Origin of the sequence: Porphyromonas somerae DSM 23386 (assembly GCF_000372405.1) — a bacterium.
GTDB lineage: Bacteria > Bacteroidota > Bacteroidia > Bacteroidales > Porphyromonadaceae > Porphyromonas_A > Porphyromonas_A somerae.
In genome coordinates, this window is the sequence record NZ_AQVC01000031.1 from 14,041 (window position 1) to 28,368 (window position 14,328).

The window sequence follows — 14,328 nt, forward strand, 5'->3', positions numbered from 1 at the left end:
TACTTATATCTCATTGCCCTCGTCATCGTAGGTAAAGGGCACTTTATAGGCACAAATAAGCCCAGGAATGGCTACCACTAGCGCGATGAGGAAAAATAGCTCGTAACCCACACGGTCACTGATAGAGCCACTCACCATGCCAGGGAGCATCACACTTAGGTTCATCAGACTAGTACCGATGGCGTAGTGTGCCATCTGGTGTGGTCCACGTGCCACCTGCTGCATCATAAAGAGGTTGAGCCCCACAAAGCCGAAGCCATACCCGAAGTACTCCATTGTGATCCCTATAGTAGTCCACCCGAGCCATTCTGGTTGGAAGTAAGCGAGTAGGAAATAGACCACAAAAGGGATGTTGAAGATCAAGGCTAGGGAAAAGAGCACCTTACGCAGCCCGAAGTGACTAATGTAATAGCCACTCAGTAGGCTACCGAGGATAAAGGCGGCCGTACCTGCCGTGCCGTAGATGAGTCCAAATTGCTCATTGGTAAGCCCGATACCCCCCTCCGCTACTCCTGCCTTGAGGAAGAGCGGTGCAATCTTTATTGCCAGTCCCTCCGTGAGACGGTAGAGGAGAATAAAGAGTAGGTAAAACCATATATGCTTCTTCTCAAAGAAGCTGACGAATATCTCTACAAAGCTCTTCATTGCATCGGATAGGGAGCGAGTCTCCTTGCTCTCTTCGGTATTCTTCATCTTCCCCGGCAGTATCGCTAAGTGGTAAAGCGCTACCGCAAGCATAATCACTCCCGCTAGTAGAAAGACGGCACGCCAGGCCCACAGCACTCCGTAGTCCTTTGAGAGGCTACCCACGAGGTAGACCAAAGCACCACGGGCAAAGATCTTGGCAATATTGTAGGCGGCACCTTGCCACCCAATGTATTGGCTCTGTTGCTTTTGGCTAAGGTATTGCATATAGGTGCCATCGCCTGCAATGTCGTGCATGGAGCCACTAATCGCCATCAGTGCCATTAGCACAATAGTCACCGCAAAGAAGTTCTCCACTCCGAGCCCCGCAAAGATGAGCCCTAATACCACTGCCGACACCAACTCAGTTAGCACCACATACTGCTTCTTGGTGCCAAAGATTTCCATCACGGGACTGAAAAGGGGTTTCAAGCTCCACGGCAAAGTGAGGAGCGATGCCCAAAAGGTAATCCGACCATCGGGGATCCCGAGGTCCTTAAACATCAAGAGCGATACATCCGATAGCAACACCATCGGAAGCCCCATCGCAAAGTAAACCGTCGGCACCCACACCGCAGGACTTTTCGTTTGACTCATCAGATAACTTAATCAATAATATTACTATTAGAATACAAACTTACCAAATTCCTCCCTATTCACCTTATCATCATTGGCCCCCTTGTGGGTCGGATCTCCTGATTTAGTGCTAAAATGCTATTCTTGGAACAGCCATAAAACCTCTATACAAGTAGAGCAAAAGTTGAGTTGCAACAAAGCAAATGCTTAGTTGCATCTCGCCGATTGCTTAGTTGCAACTCGCCAATCGCTTAGTTGCAACTCAGTTTTCTTTTTTATATAGTATTGAATATCAGTTTATTATAAATGGGCTTTTTGAGCCACTACTTCCTCCTATTTTATAGGGTCATTAACTTATACATTTACTCCTAATGCGTAACCCCTGGGGAAGTCGGTGTGGAAGTGGGTTTGGAGGGGGTGGTGTATCGTCTATGTATCTTGAGAATGTTGCAAGAAGTGCCATTCATCTCTGGAGACTGTTGCACGAAGGCGATCTGCTGAGCCTAGGCTTCCGTAAGGATGCCAAGGCACATAATGTTGCTTTCGGGATTCGGGCTCGGTCACGTACGTGAGTACGCTCCCAGCACCCTCACCCTCAGCGCCTTGCATCTCATCCTTCGTTCAAAGTCTCAGTGCAATTGATTCAAATGTGCGAGAATGGCACTTCGTGCAACATTCTCTCTGTAGCTAAGACAATAAAAAAGGACCCCCGAGAGGAGGTCCTTTATAGTTATGTATTAGGGATCGTAGCTTAGAAGGTGAGGGTAGCACCTACTACGAAGTGAAGTGGTGCGGCAGGGAAGTAAGTAGCCCATGCCTTATGCTCCACTTTCCCATCCACTACTTCTACATAGCCCCCGCCAAAGCCATTGGTCACGTAGCTACTATTGTAGAGGTTGAGCACCTGTAGCTGAAGCGCTAGGGTCTGCCCATTTCTGAATGGTTGCAGATAGTTGGCCATGAATTGACCTGTGTAGTAGTGTGGGATAGAGCGGCTCTCAAAGCCCGAATTATCGAGATACTGCTTGCCTACATAGTTGCCACTGAGCGCCAAAGAGAGGCGTTCAATTGGCGACCAAGTGAGCGAGTGATTGAATAGTAGCTCTGGGCTCTTAGATAGAGGAGTTCCCTTGAGAGGGGTTGCTACTTTTTCCTCGGTAGTATAATTGTCCTCAACAAGTGTCATCTCCACTACTCTATTGCGGGAGAGGGTACCATTGGCCGATAGCGTGAGCTGAGGAGTGATCGCCCAGGTAAAGCCTAGCTCTGCACCAGCACGGTAGCTCTTAGGTACATTCATAAGGAGTGGTTCGCCTACATCACTCACCTTGCCATTTTGCACCAATTGATCCTTGTAGTACATTCCGTAGAGATTGGCAAATAGGCTGAGGTTCTCCCCATTATTCCAGTTGCCCCCTAGCTCTAGGTCGAGCATATACTCGGGTCGAGGCATAATCTCATTGCCATTGGCATCGTACTCCTTGCTCTCAGTATAGGCCTTGCGATTGGGCTCCTTGCCAGCGGTGGCTAGCGAGAGGTAGAGAGAAGTACGATAATTGGGGCGATACTGAATGCCCACCTTTGGGAGAATGAAGTTGTAAGGCAAGTGGTAGTCGAGCTGATCCAGCTTATTATCGTGCTTGCTCCACTTATCAGTAGATCCGTTCATCACGGCATAGACGTGTCGATACATCACATCGGCATAGAGCATCACCTCATAGGAGAGGTCCAGCTCCCCCTTTAGGTAAATGGAGGCATCGGTACGGGTGGAGTGGTTGCGATAATACTCCTGATTAGGCGTGTACTCAATTGACTTATCCTCTACGTATGGGATCAATCCATAGTGGTCGCCAACGTAGCGATTGGCTGCCAACCCTCCTGATAGGCGGAGATGATCTTGAGAGTAACCGATATTGAATATTCCACCAAAGAAGTGGTTGTCTAGGTACTTCTCTCTAATCAGCGTTCCCTTGGACTTGTCCGAAGCAGGCAATAGACCATACTCTCTTAACTTCCGGCCGGTGCGGTACTCGTGAGTAAAGCCTTTGCCTCTAGTATAGTGAAGGGTGAGGTCGTACTTGAGGTTGGGTAAAGGGTAATGGCGGAAGATAGCGTAGGTATGCTGCTGGTCGTAGTTGTCGTTGTTGTCGTAGAATTGATGTTTGCTGGCATCCTTCTCATCAGGGTTCATCCAACCTGCCGAATTGAAGCGCCGACCAAAGTCTTTCTCTTGGTCGGGCTCTAGACCATTCCACGCAATTCCTGTCTTCTGAATTCCACGGTGGTGGATCAGGCGGAAGCTATAGTAGTTGCCTTGATACATTGCCTGAGCTAGGTAAGATAGCCCCTCGGTGCCAGAGCGATCTACATAGCCTTTGCTACGAATGTGGGAGAGATTGCCACCGAGTCGCCAGCCACTAGATAGCTGACCACTCTCTAGGGCCACCCTATTGCGGTTCAGCCCGTACGAGCCCCAGTGGGTGCTCAGGCTTCCTCCCGCCTTTGAGCTAGGGTCGGCGCTCTGCATATCCATCGTTGCACCAAAGGCACCGGCACCGAAAGAGGAGGCACCAGCTCCGCGGACAATTACAATATCCTTCAGACGCGAACCGAAGTCGGGCATATTGGCCCAGAAGACGGTCTGGCTCTCCGAATCATTCACTGGTACGCCATTGACTGTGATATTGACACGAGTGGGATCCACACCACGAACCGTGAAGTAGGTATAGCCTCCGAAGACGCCACTCTCATTGGTGGTGACGAGCGAAGGGGTGCCCTTCAGAAGGGAGGGAATATCCCACGCTGTGGTCTGTTGCTGTAGCTTCTTTACCGCTATCTTTTGCTTAGTGATCGGAACCCTTTCACCAGGGCGAGTACCAAGTACTACCACCGTCTCCAGATCTCCAGTCATCTCCACCTGCTCTTGTGCCGAGGTGGCTACTGGCAATAGCATTAAGAGCAGCCCCGAAAGGGTGGCTCTCAATTGTTTGGTTGTTCTCATTATCTTTTCTCCTTTTTGTATTTGATAAACATTTTATTTGAGCTGTTGCCATATCTTTTATGTCTCAAATAAGGAGTGATATTGAAGATAAGAGAGAGGCGCGACACTCAGCGGTCGCTCGTCTATTTGCATCCCTACGCCGGCATTGTCCGTACAGGTTGGAGGGTCTCTTCTCAGCCAAAGCAATTGCCTTTAGCACCCCTTGCGAGTTTAGAATATATGGTAGCACAGCTACTTCATTTGCAAAGTTACGTGAAATAAGCCGACCTAGCAAATAGGGCATCGTGAAGAGGCTCAGTGAATAGTTTGTATTTATTATCTTTTACTTGTAAATTTGCAATGGATGCTAAGTTGGTACCTTAAATTGGAAGTGTTATGATAACAATAAGTGCAAGAGACTTTAGAGAGAGTCAGGGGAAATACTTGAAAAAGGCACTCAACGGCTCGGATTTAATATTGACAACTCGAGATTATGGCTCGTTTCGCATTGTACCAGTTAGAAGTGATGATAAGGTGTATAATGATGCTGAGTTGGACGAGATGGTTCAATCTGCTATAGAAGAGTATGAGGCGGGTGAGACTATTAGCTATACAGCTAAAGAGCTCAGAGAAATGGCCAATCTTCAAGTCTCTGAGGAATGAATATCAAGCTAACTAAGGAGGCGGAAAGGGACTATAAGAAGATTATCTAGAATGGTCAAAAGAGTAGCCTTAAAAGAGTTATTCAAATATTTGAGGAGCTGGAAGTGAGCCCAAGAGAGGGAATAGGACAGCCAGAGCGATTGAAACACTTCAAAGATAAGGAGGTGTGGTCGCGTAAGATTGATTAGAAGAATAGGATTGTTTATCTCATTAAGGATGATGAATTGATCGTCTTAGTTATTTCTATGCTAGGGCACTACGACGACAAATAACTCATCGCATTGTTCCACTTAGTGAGATATCCCTCACTCACACTCCGATTCAGGATCCACCACTCTAGGGCTATTGTGGAATCATCTCTGCTGCTTGGTCGATGAGCTGTAGGAGCTCTGCTTCGGTATTGGTGCGGAGCATCGCTACACGGTGGCTTTTGAAGTCGGGAATGCCTTTGAATAGGGGGGTAATGGCGAGGTGTCGGCGGAAGTGGAGGATCCCTTTGAGTTCGTTTTGGCACTTTGCAATGCTCTCGTGTAGCATCCTCTTAAGCACCTCTACGTACCACTCCGTGGGGTGATGCGGCACTTCTTTATCGTCGAGCACCGCCCGCATTTCCTCAAAAATCCACGGCTGACCTATGGCGCCTCGGCCTACCATCACTGCATCCACTCCCGTGGTTTCAAACCGCTCAAGAGCTATCTCGCCACTCGTTACGTCACCATTGCCGATGATCGGAATGGTGATGTTGGGGTTTAGCTTCACCCGAGCAATCGGTTCCCAATCGGCCTCTCCCTTGTACATCTGACTTCGGGTACGGCCATGAATGGTGAGTGCTTGGGCACCCGCCTCCTGTATCTGCTCCGCCAGCTCCTCGATGATGATATGGTCGCTATCCCAGCCAAGTCGCGTCTTGACCGTCACCGGTAGCTCTACCGCATTGACCACCGAGCGAATGATCTCCAGCATCAACGGGATATCGCGTAGCATCCCAGCCCCTGCTCCTTTGCCTGCCACTTTCTTCACGGGACAACCAAAGTTGAGGTCAATCAGCTCGGGACTTGCCTCTTCTGCCACCTTTGCTGCCTCCGCCATCGTCGTGGCATCTCGCCCGTAGAGCTGTATGGCGACAGGTCGCTCCTCATCTGCTACCACCATCTTCCGTAGAGTGCTAGGGATAGAGCGAACAATGGCATCGGCATTGACAAACTCTGTCACTACGATGCTGGCACCGAATTCACGGGCGAGTAACCTAAAGGAGGCGTCGGTGACGTCCTCCATCGGGGCGAGGAATAGGGGGCGGTACCCCAAGTCGGTCTTACCTATCTTCATGCTTCTTGGTCCATTGCTCATAATCGTGAGGGTAGTGGGTCTTGAGGAACTCCATTGCCCGCTCCACAGCTAGTGAGATGTGAGGCGTCACGTTTTCCTCACCGAGAAGATCCACCACTCCACTCTGTCGGAGCGTCTCCAGCACCGCTGGTTGCACCCCACTGAGGATATTCTGCGTCTGCGACTCCTTGTGAAGCTCAATCATCGTTTTAAGGTTGTGAATGGCGGTGGTATCTACAAAAGGCACCATACGCATACGGATAATGCGAGCTCGTGGGTTACCCGGCATATTCCGCATTGTCTCATCAAACCTATTGGCGATACCAAAGAAGAATGGCCCTTCAATCTCGTACACCTCTATACACTTTGGAAGGTCTAGCTTAGTCGACTCTGGGTGCCTATTTTTATCATCAATCAGGTTGATTTCCGAGGCATCAAGCACTCGCTTCAGAAGGATAAGAATAGCGAGTACCATACCGATGCCAATCGCTACGGTGAGGTCAATCAATACCGTGAGAAGGAAGGTGATCACCATCACGAGGGAGTCGCCCTTCGGTCCCTTAAAAATGGCGATGAACGAGCGCCACCCACTCATATTGTACGAGACCACTACCAGCACACCAGCCAATACCGCCATCGGAATATGACTAGTGAGCGGGGAGAGTACTAGCAATATCAGAAGCAGCACCACCGCATGGATAATGCCAGCAACGGGAGTTTTTCCACCATTATTAATATTGGTCATGGTACGAGCAATCGCACCAGTTACAGGAATACCTCCGAAGAAGGGCACCACGATATTAGCCACCCCTTGTCCCACCAACTCCATATTGGAGTCGCTCTTAGCCCCAATCATACCATCGGCAACAGACGCAGAGAGTAGGCTCTCAATAGCACCCAGCATTGCAATAGTAAAGGCGGCGGGAAAGAGTTGCTGTAGTCGCTCAATGGTCACCACCGGCATCACCAGGTTAGGCAAGCCCGCCTCAATAGTGTAGCGGTCACCGATATTCTCTGGACGAGCAATTCCGAGATAGCCGAGCAACACGCTCACAAGGGTGAGGACGATCAGAGCAATTAGCGAACTCGGTAGATTTTTATTGATCTTCGGCACCAACACAATGATCGCAATGGCAACAAGCCCAAATAGGAGTGCCATCCACGAGGTGGTACCAAAGGCACCGAAATAGGCTTCCCACTTACCGAGGAAGTCGCCTGGGAGGTCGGTGACTTGTAGTCCAAATAGATCCTTGACCTGTGTAGTAAAGATGGTGACGGCTATACCAGCGGTAAAGCCGACAATAATAGGGTAGGGGACAAACTTAATCAAAGAGCCAAGTCGTAAGAGCCCTAGCAGCACCAGCATCACCCCTGCCATCAGTGTGGCGAGTGCTAGTCCGTCAATGCCATGCTTCTGGATAATCCCAAAGACAATAACGATAAAGGCACCCGTAGGCCCTCCAATCTGCACTTTGCTCCCGCCTAGTAGCGAGACGAGAAAACCTCCGATAATGGCGGTAATCAATCCCTCGGTAGGAGAGACACCACTGGCGATACCAAAGGCGATGGCGAGTGGAAGTGCCACCACACCCACAATGATACCAGCGGTGAGATCTTTGAGAAAAGTCTCCTTATTATAGTCCCTAAGGTCCTTAAATAGTTGTGGAACCAATCTATTTTTCATAATGAGTAAGTGGTAAATAGTTACCTGATCATAACGTGTCGAAATGGTAGGCAGCTAAAGCTATCGTGGTGCACGATAGGGTGGAGGGGGTTACATCACCATGCCTCCGCAGACATTGATGGTCTGCCCAGTAATGTAGGAGGCGGCATCAGAGGAGAGGAAAGCCACCACTTGGGCTACCTCTTGTGCCTCTCCAGGGCGACGTAGGGCAATCGACTTGCTCCACTCTGCCACCACCTTTTCATCTAGCACATCGGTCATATCGGTGCGGATAAAGCCAGGGGCTACTGCATTGATGCGGATGCCTCTCGAGCCTAGCTCCTTCGCTGTGGACTTGGTAAATCCAATCAGCCCCGCCTTGGAAGCTGCATAATTGGCTTGCCCAGCATTGCCCGTCACGCCTACAACCGACGAGATATTGATGATGGCACCACTGCGGGCCTTCATCATCGGCATCGTGACCGCCTGAGTGAGGTTGAAAGCACTCTTGAGGTTCACCCTCAGCACATCGTCCCACTGCTCCTCCGTCATACGCATCAGCAAGGTATCCTTGGTGATCCCAGCATTATTGACCAGAATATCTATCTTGCCAAACTCCTTGAGCACCTCCTCCACAAAGAGCTTTGCTGCAGCGTGGTCGGCGGCATCAGTGGCATATGCCTTTACCTTTACCCCGAGCTGACCCAGTTCCTCCTCCAGACTGCGGGTATTTTCATTAAGCGAGCGACCAGTAAAAGCTACATCGGCACCCAGCTTTGCCAGTTCGGTAGCTATGGCTCTGCCGATTCCTCTACTTCCTCCCGTTACGATGGCCACTTTGCCCTTTAGTATATCATTCATAAATGTATTGCTTATTATTTTTGTAATCCTTCCATCAGTAGGCTACGCACCACCCGATAGGTCTGCGTCACCGCCTTCTCTGTACGACCCAATTGACCACGGATAAAGGGCACCTCTAGCCCCTTCAGGCAAGCGTGGATCAGCACCGCACTCGTGCGGATATCTATCTGCCTAAAAGAGCCATCTGCCACACCATCGGTCAGTATCTTCTGTATCAATCGACGCTCCAGCACATCAAACCGCATTCGGGCTCGCTCTACCGTAGCAATGTCGTTGAAAAACTCCGCCTCTAGGGTGCCATTACGCTGTACCACCTCATTGACCGCCCTCTCCCGCTTAGCTATAAAGAGCATCAGCTTTGCAATGCCATTCATCGGCTGGTCCACAAACTCCTTCAGCTCCTCATAGAGTACCTGCAGCTCGCCCTGAATCACAGCAAGGTACACATCGCTCTTAGTGCCGAAGTAGTTGTAGAGAGTTCGGCGCCCCTTGCCCGCTGCTACTGCGATGGCATTCATCGTCGTAGCGTGGTACCCTTGCTCCGCAAAGAGGTCTCTAGCGACCTCTATAAACTTCTGTCTAGTCCTATCTATCGCCACCGCCTTACTTTTTATCTCTAATGAATATATTGATAGGAGTGCCCGAGAAGTCCCAGTTGCTACGCACTTGATTCTCTAGGAAACGCTTGTAAGGCTCCTTGACCCACTGAGGTAGGTTGCAGAAAAAGACAAAGCTAGGCACCTGCACCTTGGGGAGCATCGTCACATACTTTATCTTGATATACTTCCCCTTATTGGCAGGTGGTGGTGTCTTCTCAATGATAGGGAGGAGCGTGCTATTGAGCTTGGCGGTAGGGATGCGCTTCTTTCGCTTGTCAAAGATCTCCTGAGCCAGATCTAGCACCTTCAGGATACGCTGCTTCTCTGTTGCCGAGATAAATAGGATTGGGAAGTCGACAAAAGGAGCCAGACGCTCGCGTATCGCCTCCATATATCCATTCATCACCTTTTGGCTCTTCTCCTCTATCAAGTCCCACTTATTGACGCAGACGATCAGCCCCTTCTTATTCCGCTGAATGATGGAGAAGATATTGAGGTCTTGCCCCTCAATCCCTTTCGTCGCATCCAGCATCAATATGCAGACATCGCTATTCTCAATCGCACGAATACTCCGAAGCACCGAATAGTACTCCAGATCCTCATTCACCTTGCCCCGCTTACGGATTCCAGCTGTATCCACCAAGCTAAACTCGTGTCCAAACTTATTATAATGCGTGTAGATAGAGTCGCGAGTGGTGCCTGCAATGTCGGTGACAATGTGTCGCTCCTCGCCTAGAAAGGCATTGATGAGCGACGACTTCCCCGCATTGGGTCGCCCTACCACTGCGATACGAGGGTAGTTCAGCACCTCTTCCTCCTCATCGCTCGCCTCGGGCAGCGACTTCACTAGTAGATCCAAAAGTTCGCCAGTCCCTGTGCCGTTGATCGCCGAGATAGGAATTGGGTCGCCCAATCCGAGCTTATAAAACTCCGCCGCATACACCTCCATATTGAAGTTGTCCGACTTATTCGCCACCAGAAGCACTGGTTTGCTGGTCTGCCTCAGTAGCTGAGCAATCGACTGATCAAGGTCGCCCAAGCCCGCTTGTATATCTACCATAAATAGGATCAGGTCGGCCTCCTCGATAGCGATCTCCACCTGCCGATTGATCTCCTCCTCAAAGACATCGTCCGAATTATCTACCCAGCCACCAGTATCTACCACCGAAAAGTTGACCCCATTCCACTCCGACTTACCATATTGGCGGTCACGAGTGGTGCCAGGCTCGTCAGTAACGATAGCAGTGCGGCTCTTAGTTAGCCGATTGAATAGTGAAGACTTCCCCACATTGGGTTGCCCCACTATAGCCACCAATTTATTAGTTGCCATATCTTATACCTCTCTTTCTTTCTTAATCCAATTTGTATCCGAAGTTGCGGAGCATCTTGTCGCTGCTCCTCCACTCCTTCTCTACCTTCACGAATAGCTGTAGGAATACCTTCTTATCAAAGAAGCGCTCAATATCCTGCCTTGCCATCGTGCCAAGCTTCTTAATCGCTGCCCCCTTGTGCCCTATCAAGATACCCTTTTGCGACTCCCGCTCCACATAGATATTAGCAGCGATACGGATGAGGTTTTCCTCCTCCTTAAACTCCTGCACCACCACCTCCGTGGCATAAGGGATCTCCTTTTGGTAATAGAGGAATACCTTCTCCCGAATAATCTCCGAGACAAAGAAACGAGCCGGCCGATCGGTGAGGGCATCCTCCTCAAAGTAGGGGGGCGAATCGGGCAGAAGTGCCTCTACACGCTCCGCAATATAGGCGATGCCTGCTCCGTGTAGTGCTGCTATCGGTAGCACCTCCAAGGCATTAGGCAAAAGCGACTTCCAAGTCTGCACCAGCTCCTCTAGCTTTTCGGGCGTCGATAGATCCGCCTTATTGATCAGCACCAATACTGGTACCTGTAGCTCCCTCACATCGGTCAGAAACGCCTCATGCTTCTTGGGCTCCTCTATCACATCAGTCACGTAGAGCAGCACATCCGCATCCCCCAAGGCACTTTTCGAGAAGCCGAGCATCTGCTCCTGCATCTTGTAGGCGGGGTCCACCACCCCTGGGGTATCGCTATAAACCACCTGCACCCCAGGTTTGTTGACAATGCCGATAATCCTGTGGCGAGTCGTCTGTGCCTTATTGGTGATGATGCTGATCTTATCCCCCACCAACTTATTCATCAAGGTCGATTTACCCACATTAGGGTTGCCTACCAAGTTGACAAATCCCGACTTGTAACCTCCTTCGTTCATTATTAATATCCTCCCATAATTTATTGACCGATCTTATCGCCATCATACCCCCACTTGAGGTAGATAGAGCCCCATGTATATCCTGCACCAAAGGCGGTGAGGATCAGATTATCGCCCTTGCGGAGCTTGCTCTCCCACTCCCACAGACAGAGAGGAATCGAGACCGAACTGGTATTGCCATAGCGGTCAATATTCACCATCACCTTATCCAGTCCCAGACCCATACGCCGTGCCGTAGCATCAATGATTCGCATATTGGCCTGATGAGGCACCACCCACGCAATATCCTCAAAGGTGAGCCCATTCCGCTCCATCAGCTCCACAGAGCAGTCGCCCATCTCCGTCACCGCCTCCTTAAAGACATGGCGACCATCTTGATGCACAAAGTGCAGACGCTGCTGTACCGTCTCCTCACTTGGAGGAAGGGTCGATCCACCTGCTGGCATAATCAGATGCTCTCGACCATCGAAATTGCACTTAATCAGGGCATCCATAATACCTACCTCCTCCTCGGTTGGCTCCAAGATAGCACAAGCTCCCGCATCACCAAAGAGTGGATAGGTATTGCGGTCCTCAGGGTCGGTGATGGCACTCATCTTCTCAGCAGCGACCAGAAGCACCTTTTTATACAGACCACTCTCCACAAATCCCCTTGCAATCTGCAATCCATAGATAAAGCCAGGACAGGCCCCTTGGAAGTCAAAGCAAGGCACACCAGAGATACCGCACTCACTAGCAATCACAGAGGCCGTAGTGGGAAAGTGGTAGTCGGGCGTATTGGATGAACAGAGCACTAAGTCAATCTCCTCAGGCCGAACTTTGTGCCGTGCCATCATGTCCTTCACCGCCTGAATGCCGAGGTACGACGATCCCGCCCCCTCCTTATTGAGCAACCTCCGCTCCTTGATTCCTACACGAGTGGTGATCCACTCATCGCTCGTATCTAATCGCTGAGCGATCTGCTCATTGGTGAGCACCTCATCTGGGACATACCCACCAATGGCTGTGAGGGTGGCAAATCTTTTCGTCGTCTTATTCATCTCTTACCTATGCTATGATTTAAAATAAATTATCATTCCCGCAGAAGTGAGCAATCTTGATAAGTCACTTCTGATGCCACAAAGATACCAAAATATTTCCATTTGTTTGGAAAGTGTGCAATCTCCTGTTCATCTCCTTGCGGAGGTGCCTTGGGCGCGGGTGCCTTATCGGACGAGTCAGACGAGTTAAGTGAAAACCCCGAATGGGGTTTCATGGTGTACTAACCCAAGCTTCCCCCTGAAGGGGAGCGTTAGCGAGCCTGAAGGTGAAGCTTGGGTAGCGATGGAAAAAGCACCCGCGAGGGTGCCATTCAGCTAGCCCGCCAGTCGTTCGGGGACTACCGTCCCCGAACGACTGGCGGGGAAAGAGAGTCAAGAAATAATATTCGACCCTTGTGGTCGCACAAGCCGATACGAGTGCGACCGCAAGGGTCGTTGGGGTGGGCTGCTGGGTTCCCGCCAGTCTTCGGCTCTGCGAGCCTCGACTGGGGGCTAGCTGAGTGGCACCCTATCGGGTGCCGCAATGGGTGCCTAATCGGACGAATCGGAAGGGGGAGGGGTGAAAACCCCGAATGGGGTTTTATGGTGTACTAACCCAGGCTTCCCCCTGAAGGGGGGCGTTAGCGAGCCTGAAGGTGAAGCTTGGGTGGAGGTGGTGCCATACCTAAGCTACCCCGAAGGGGTTGCATATAATCAGCTGCTAGGGACGTCGTAGATGAACGATGCCCACCCATAAATTTGGGAGGGTGGCTCAAAATGTGTAATATTGCACTAGATATAAATACCAATGAATAGATAAGTAGTATGGGAATATTGAGATGGACAAAGCGTGCAGGTAGCTTATGGACAGTGCTAAAACAAGCGGAGCCACAGGACTTCACTAAGTACAGTAGTCACTTCAGCGAACTCTCCTTTATGCAGAAGGTGAGTAGAGTGGGGGAGCTACTGGGGGATACGGTCTTGATGCCCGTCCTCAAGCTATACTATATATTGATGGAGCCTAGTGTCCCCAAGCAGTCCAAGCTCTATATCATGGGGGCGCTCGGCTACTTTATACTTCCTATTGACCTACTGCCCGACTTTATTCCTGGGCTACTAGGTTTTTCCGACGACTTAATCGTGGTAGGTATCATCCTCAAGCAGGTGCGTAAGTATGAAACCCCACAGATCCACGCCAAGGCGGAGCGCCTCCTCCGTAAGCTCTGCCCCCTGAAAAGAGAGACGCAACCAGCCCTCTAACCCTTTCTCCCTCATTGTCAAAAGGGGCATCTCCTCAATCGGGATCCTATCGGCTGTCCGAAACGTCCGTTACTCATCGAATGATGCTGAAATGTAGGCCGTTGAGAGTGGTTTTGTAACTATTTGATACCCAGATATATATTTGGGCGTTTATCGAGTTGCAACTAAGCAATCGGTTAGTTGCAACTAAGCATTTGCTTTGTTGCATCTCGGCAATTGCTTAGTTGCATCTCAGTTTTTGCTCTCCTAACTGGAGGGAATCATCTCATATAATAGTCCCTTCTTGTGAGCCAGGGGTTACGCATTAGAACGTTCTTACCTTATGGTTTATAGTGGGGTTCTACGGGTAAGGACCTCGGCAGAGGTCCGTGCTAAATAGGCACAGGTCAAGGCACGCAGTGCCGAAGACCTGTGTATAGATAGGTGTAAAATACCCTTGCGACCCCGG

General features: G+C 50.3%; 11 protein-coding genes and 1 pseudogene. 3 read left to right on the plus strand and 9 right to left on the minus strand.

The window, feature by feature from the left end:
• Positions 1-3 precede the first annotated feature (3 nt).
• Positions 4-1,281: an MFS transporter gene (locus A3GK_RS0106860; RefSeq protein ID WP_018028731.1), complete on the minus strand. Its 1,278-nt coding sequence runs from the start codon at positions 1,279-1,281 to the stop codon at positions 4-6.
• A 730-nt stretch (positions 1,282-2,011) separates the two neighbouring features.
• Positions 2,012-4,261, minus strand: coding sequence for a TonB-dependent receptor (locus A3GK_RS0106870; RefSeq protein ID WP_040576053.1), 2,250 nt, complete (start codon positions 4,259-4,261; stop codon positions 2,012-2,014).
• Between the two features lie 375 nt (positions 4,262-4,636).
• Here A3GK_RS0106870 and A3GK_RS0106875 point away from each other — a divergent pair, with 375 nt between their 5' ends.
• Both A3GK_RS0106875 and A3GK_RS11820 read left to right on the plus strand, forming a co-directional pair.
• Positions 4,637-4,903, plus strand: a complete 267-nt coding sequence (locus A3GK_RS0106875) for a hypothetical protein (protein ID WP_018028734.1) — start codon at positions 4,637-4,639, stop codon at positions 4,901-4,903.
• A gap of 71 nt (positions 4,904-4,974) precedes the next feature.
• Positions 4,975-5,091: pseudogene (locus A3GK_RS11820) on the plus strand (hypothetical protein); the annotation flags it as partial.
• A 154-nt stretch (positions 5,092-5,245) separates the two neighbouring features.
• Here A3GK_RS11820 and dusB read toward each other — a convergent pair.
• The 7 genes from dusB to A3GK_RS0106910 all read right to left on the minus strand — a co-directional run bounded on the left by dusB (position 5,246) and on the right by A3GK_RS0106910 (position 12,641).
• A complete protein-coding gene (gene dusB, locus A3GK_RS0106880) occupies positions 5,246-6,229 on the minus strand; it encodes a tRNA dihydrouridine synthase DusB (RefSeq protein WP_018028735.1) in 984 nt (327 codons plus the stop codon).
• On the minus strand, positions 6,216-7,913 hold the full coding sequence (locus tag A3GK_RS0106885; protein WP_018028736.1) for a SulP family inorganic anion transporter: 1,698 nt from the start codon (positions 7,911-7,913) through the stop codon (positions 6,216-6,218). Before A3GK_RS0106885 ends, dusB begins: the two co-directional genes overlap by 14 nt.
• Before the next feature lie 90 nt (positions 7,914-8,003).
• On the minus strand, positions 8,004-8,753 hold the full coding sequence (gene fabG, locus A3GK_RS0106890) for a 3-oxoacyl-[acyl-carrier-protein] reductase (protein WP_018028737.1): 750 nt from the start codon (positions 8,751-8,753) through the stop codon (positions 8,004-8,006).
• 14 nt (positions 8,754-8,767) lie between these two features.
• Positions 8,768-9,352 carry a TetR/AcrR family transcriptional regulator gene (locus tag A3GK_RS0106895; protein ID WP_018028738.1) on the minus strand — a complete coding sequence of 195 codons (585 nt, stop codon included), beginning with the start codon at positions 9,350-9,352 and terminating at the stop codon, positions 8,768-8,770.
• Positions 9,353-9,356: 4 nt separating this feature from the next.
• Positions 9,357-10,682, minus strand: a complete 1,326-nt coding sequence (gene der, locus A3GK_RS0106900) for a ribosome biogenesis GTPase Der (protein ID WP_018028739.1) — start codon at positions 10,680-10,682, stop codon at positions 9,357-9,359.
• Positions 10,683-10,704: 22 nt separating this feature from the next.
• Positions 10,705-11,601: a GTPase Era gene (gene era / locus A3GK_RS0106905; protein WP_018028740.1), complete on the minus strand. Its 897-nt coding sequence runs from the start codon at positions 11,599-11,601 to the stop codon at positions 10,705-10,707.
• Between the two features lie 20 nt (positions 11,602-11,621).
• Positions 11,622-12,641, minus strand: coding sequence for a beta-ketoacyl-ACP synthase III (locus tag A3GK_RS0106910; RefSeq protein ID WP_018028741.1), 1,020 nt, complete (start codon positions 12,639-12,641; stop codon positions 11,622-11,624).
• Positions 12,642-13,445: 804 nt separating this feature from the next.
• Here A3GK_RS0106910 and A3GK_RS0106915 point away from each other — a divergent pair.
• Complete coding sequence (locus A3GK_RS0106915) at positions 13,446-13,880, plus strand: YkvA family protein (protein ID WP_018028742.1); 435 nt, start codon at positions 13,446-13,448, stop codon at positions 13,878-13,880.
• Positions 13,881-14,328 lie beyond the last annotated feature (448 nt).

Excerpts from the sequence above, each read along its gene's own strand:
- A3GK_RS0106860 (WP_018028731.1), bottom strand. The coding sequence starts at position 1,281 with ATGAGTCAAACGAAAAGTCCTGCGGTGTGGGTGCCGACGGTTTACTTT.
- A3GK_RS0106870 (WP_040576053.1), bottom strand. The coding sequence starts at position 4,261 with ATGAGAACAACCAAACAATTGAGAGCCACCCTTTCGGGGCTGCTCTTA.
- A3GK_RS0106875 (WP_018028734.1), top strand. The coding sequence starts at position 4,637 with ATGATAACAATAAGTGCAAGAGACTTTAGAGAGAGTCAGGGGAAATAC.
- dusB (WP_018028735.1), bottom strand. The coding sequence starts at position 6,229 with ATGAAGATAGGTAAGACCGACTTGGGGTACCGCCCCCTATTCCTCGCC.
- A3GK_RS0106885 (WP_018028736.1), bottom strand. The coding sequence starts at position 7,913 with ATGAAAAATAGATTGGTTCCACAACTATTTAAGGACCTTAGGGACTAT.
- fabG (WP_018028737.1), bottom strand. The coding sequence starts at position 8,753 with ATGAATGATATACTAAAGGGCAAAGTGGCCATCGTAACGGGAGGAAGT.
- der (WP_018028739.1), bottom strand. The coding sequence starts at position 10,682 with ATGGCAACTAATAAATTGGTGGCTATAGTGGGGCAACCCAATGTGGGG.
- era (WP_018028740.1), bottom strand. The coding sequence starts at position 11,601 with ATGAACGAAGGAGGTTACAAGTCGGGATTTGTCAACTTGGTAGGCAAC.
- A3GK_RS0106910 (WP_018028741.1), bottom strand. The coding sequence starts at position 12,641 with ATGAATAAGACGACGAAAAGATTTGCCACCCTCACAGCCATTGGTGGG.
- A3GK_RS0106915 (WP_018028742.1), top strand. The coding sequence starts at position 13,446 with ATGGGAATATTGAGATGGACAAAGCGTGCAGGTAGCTTATGGACAGTG.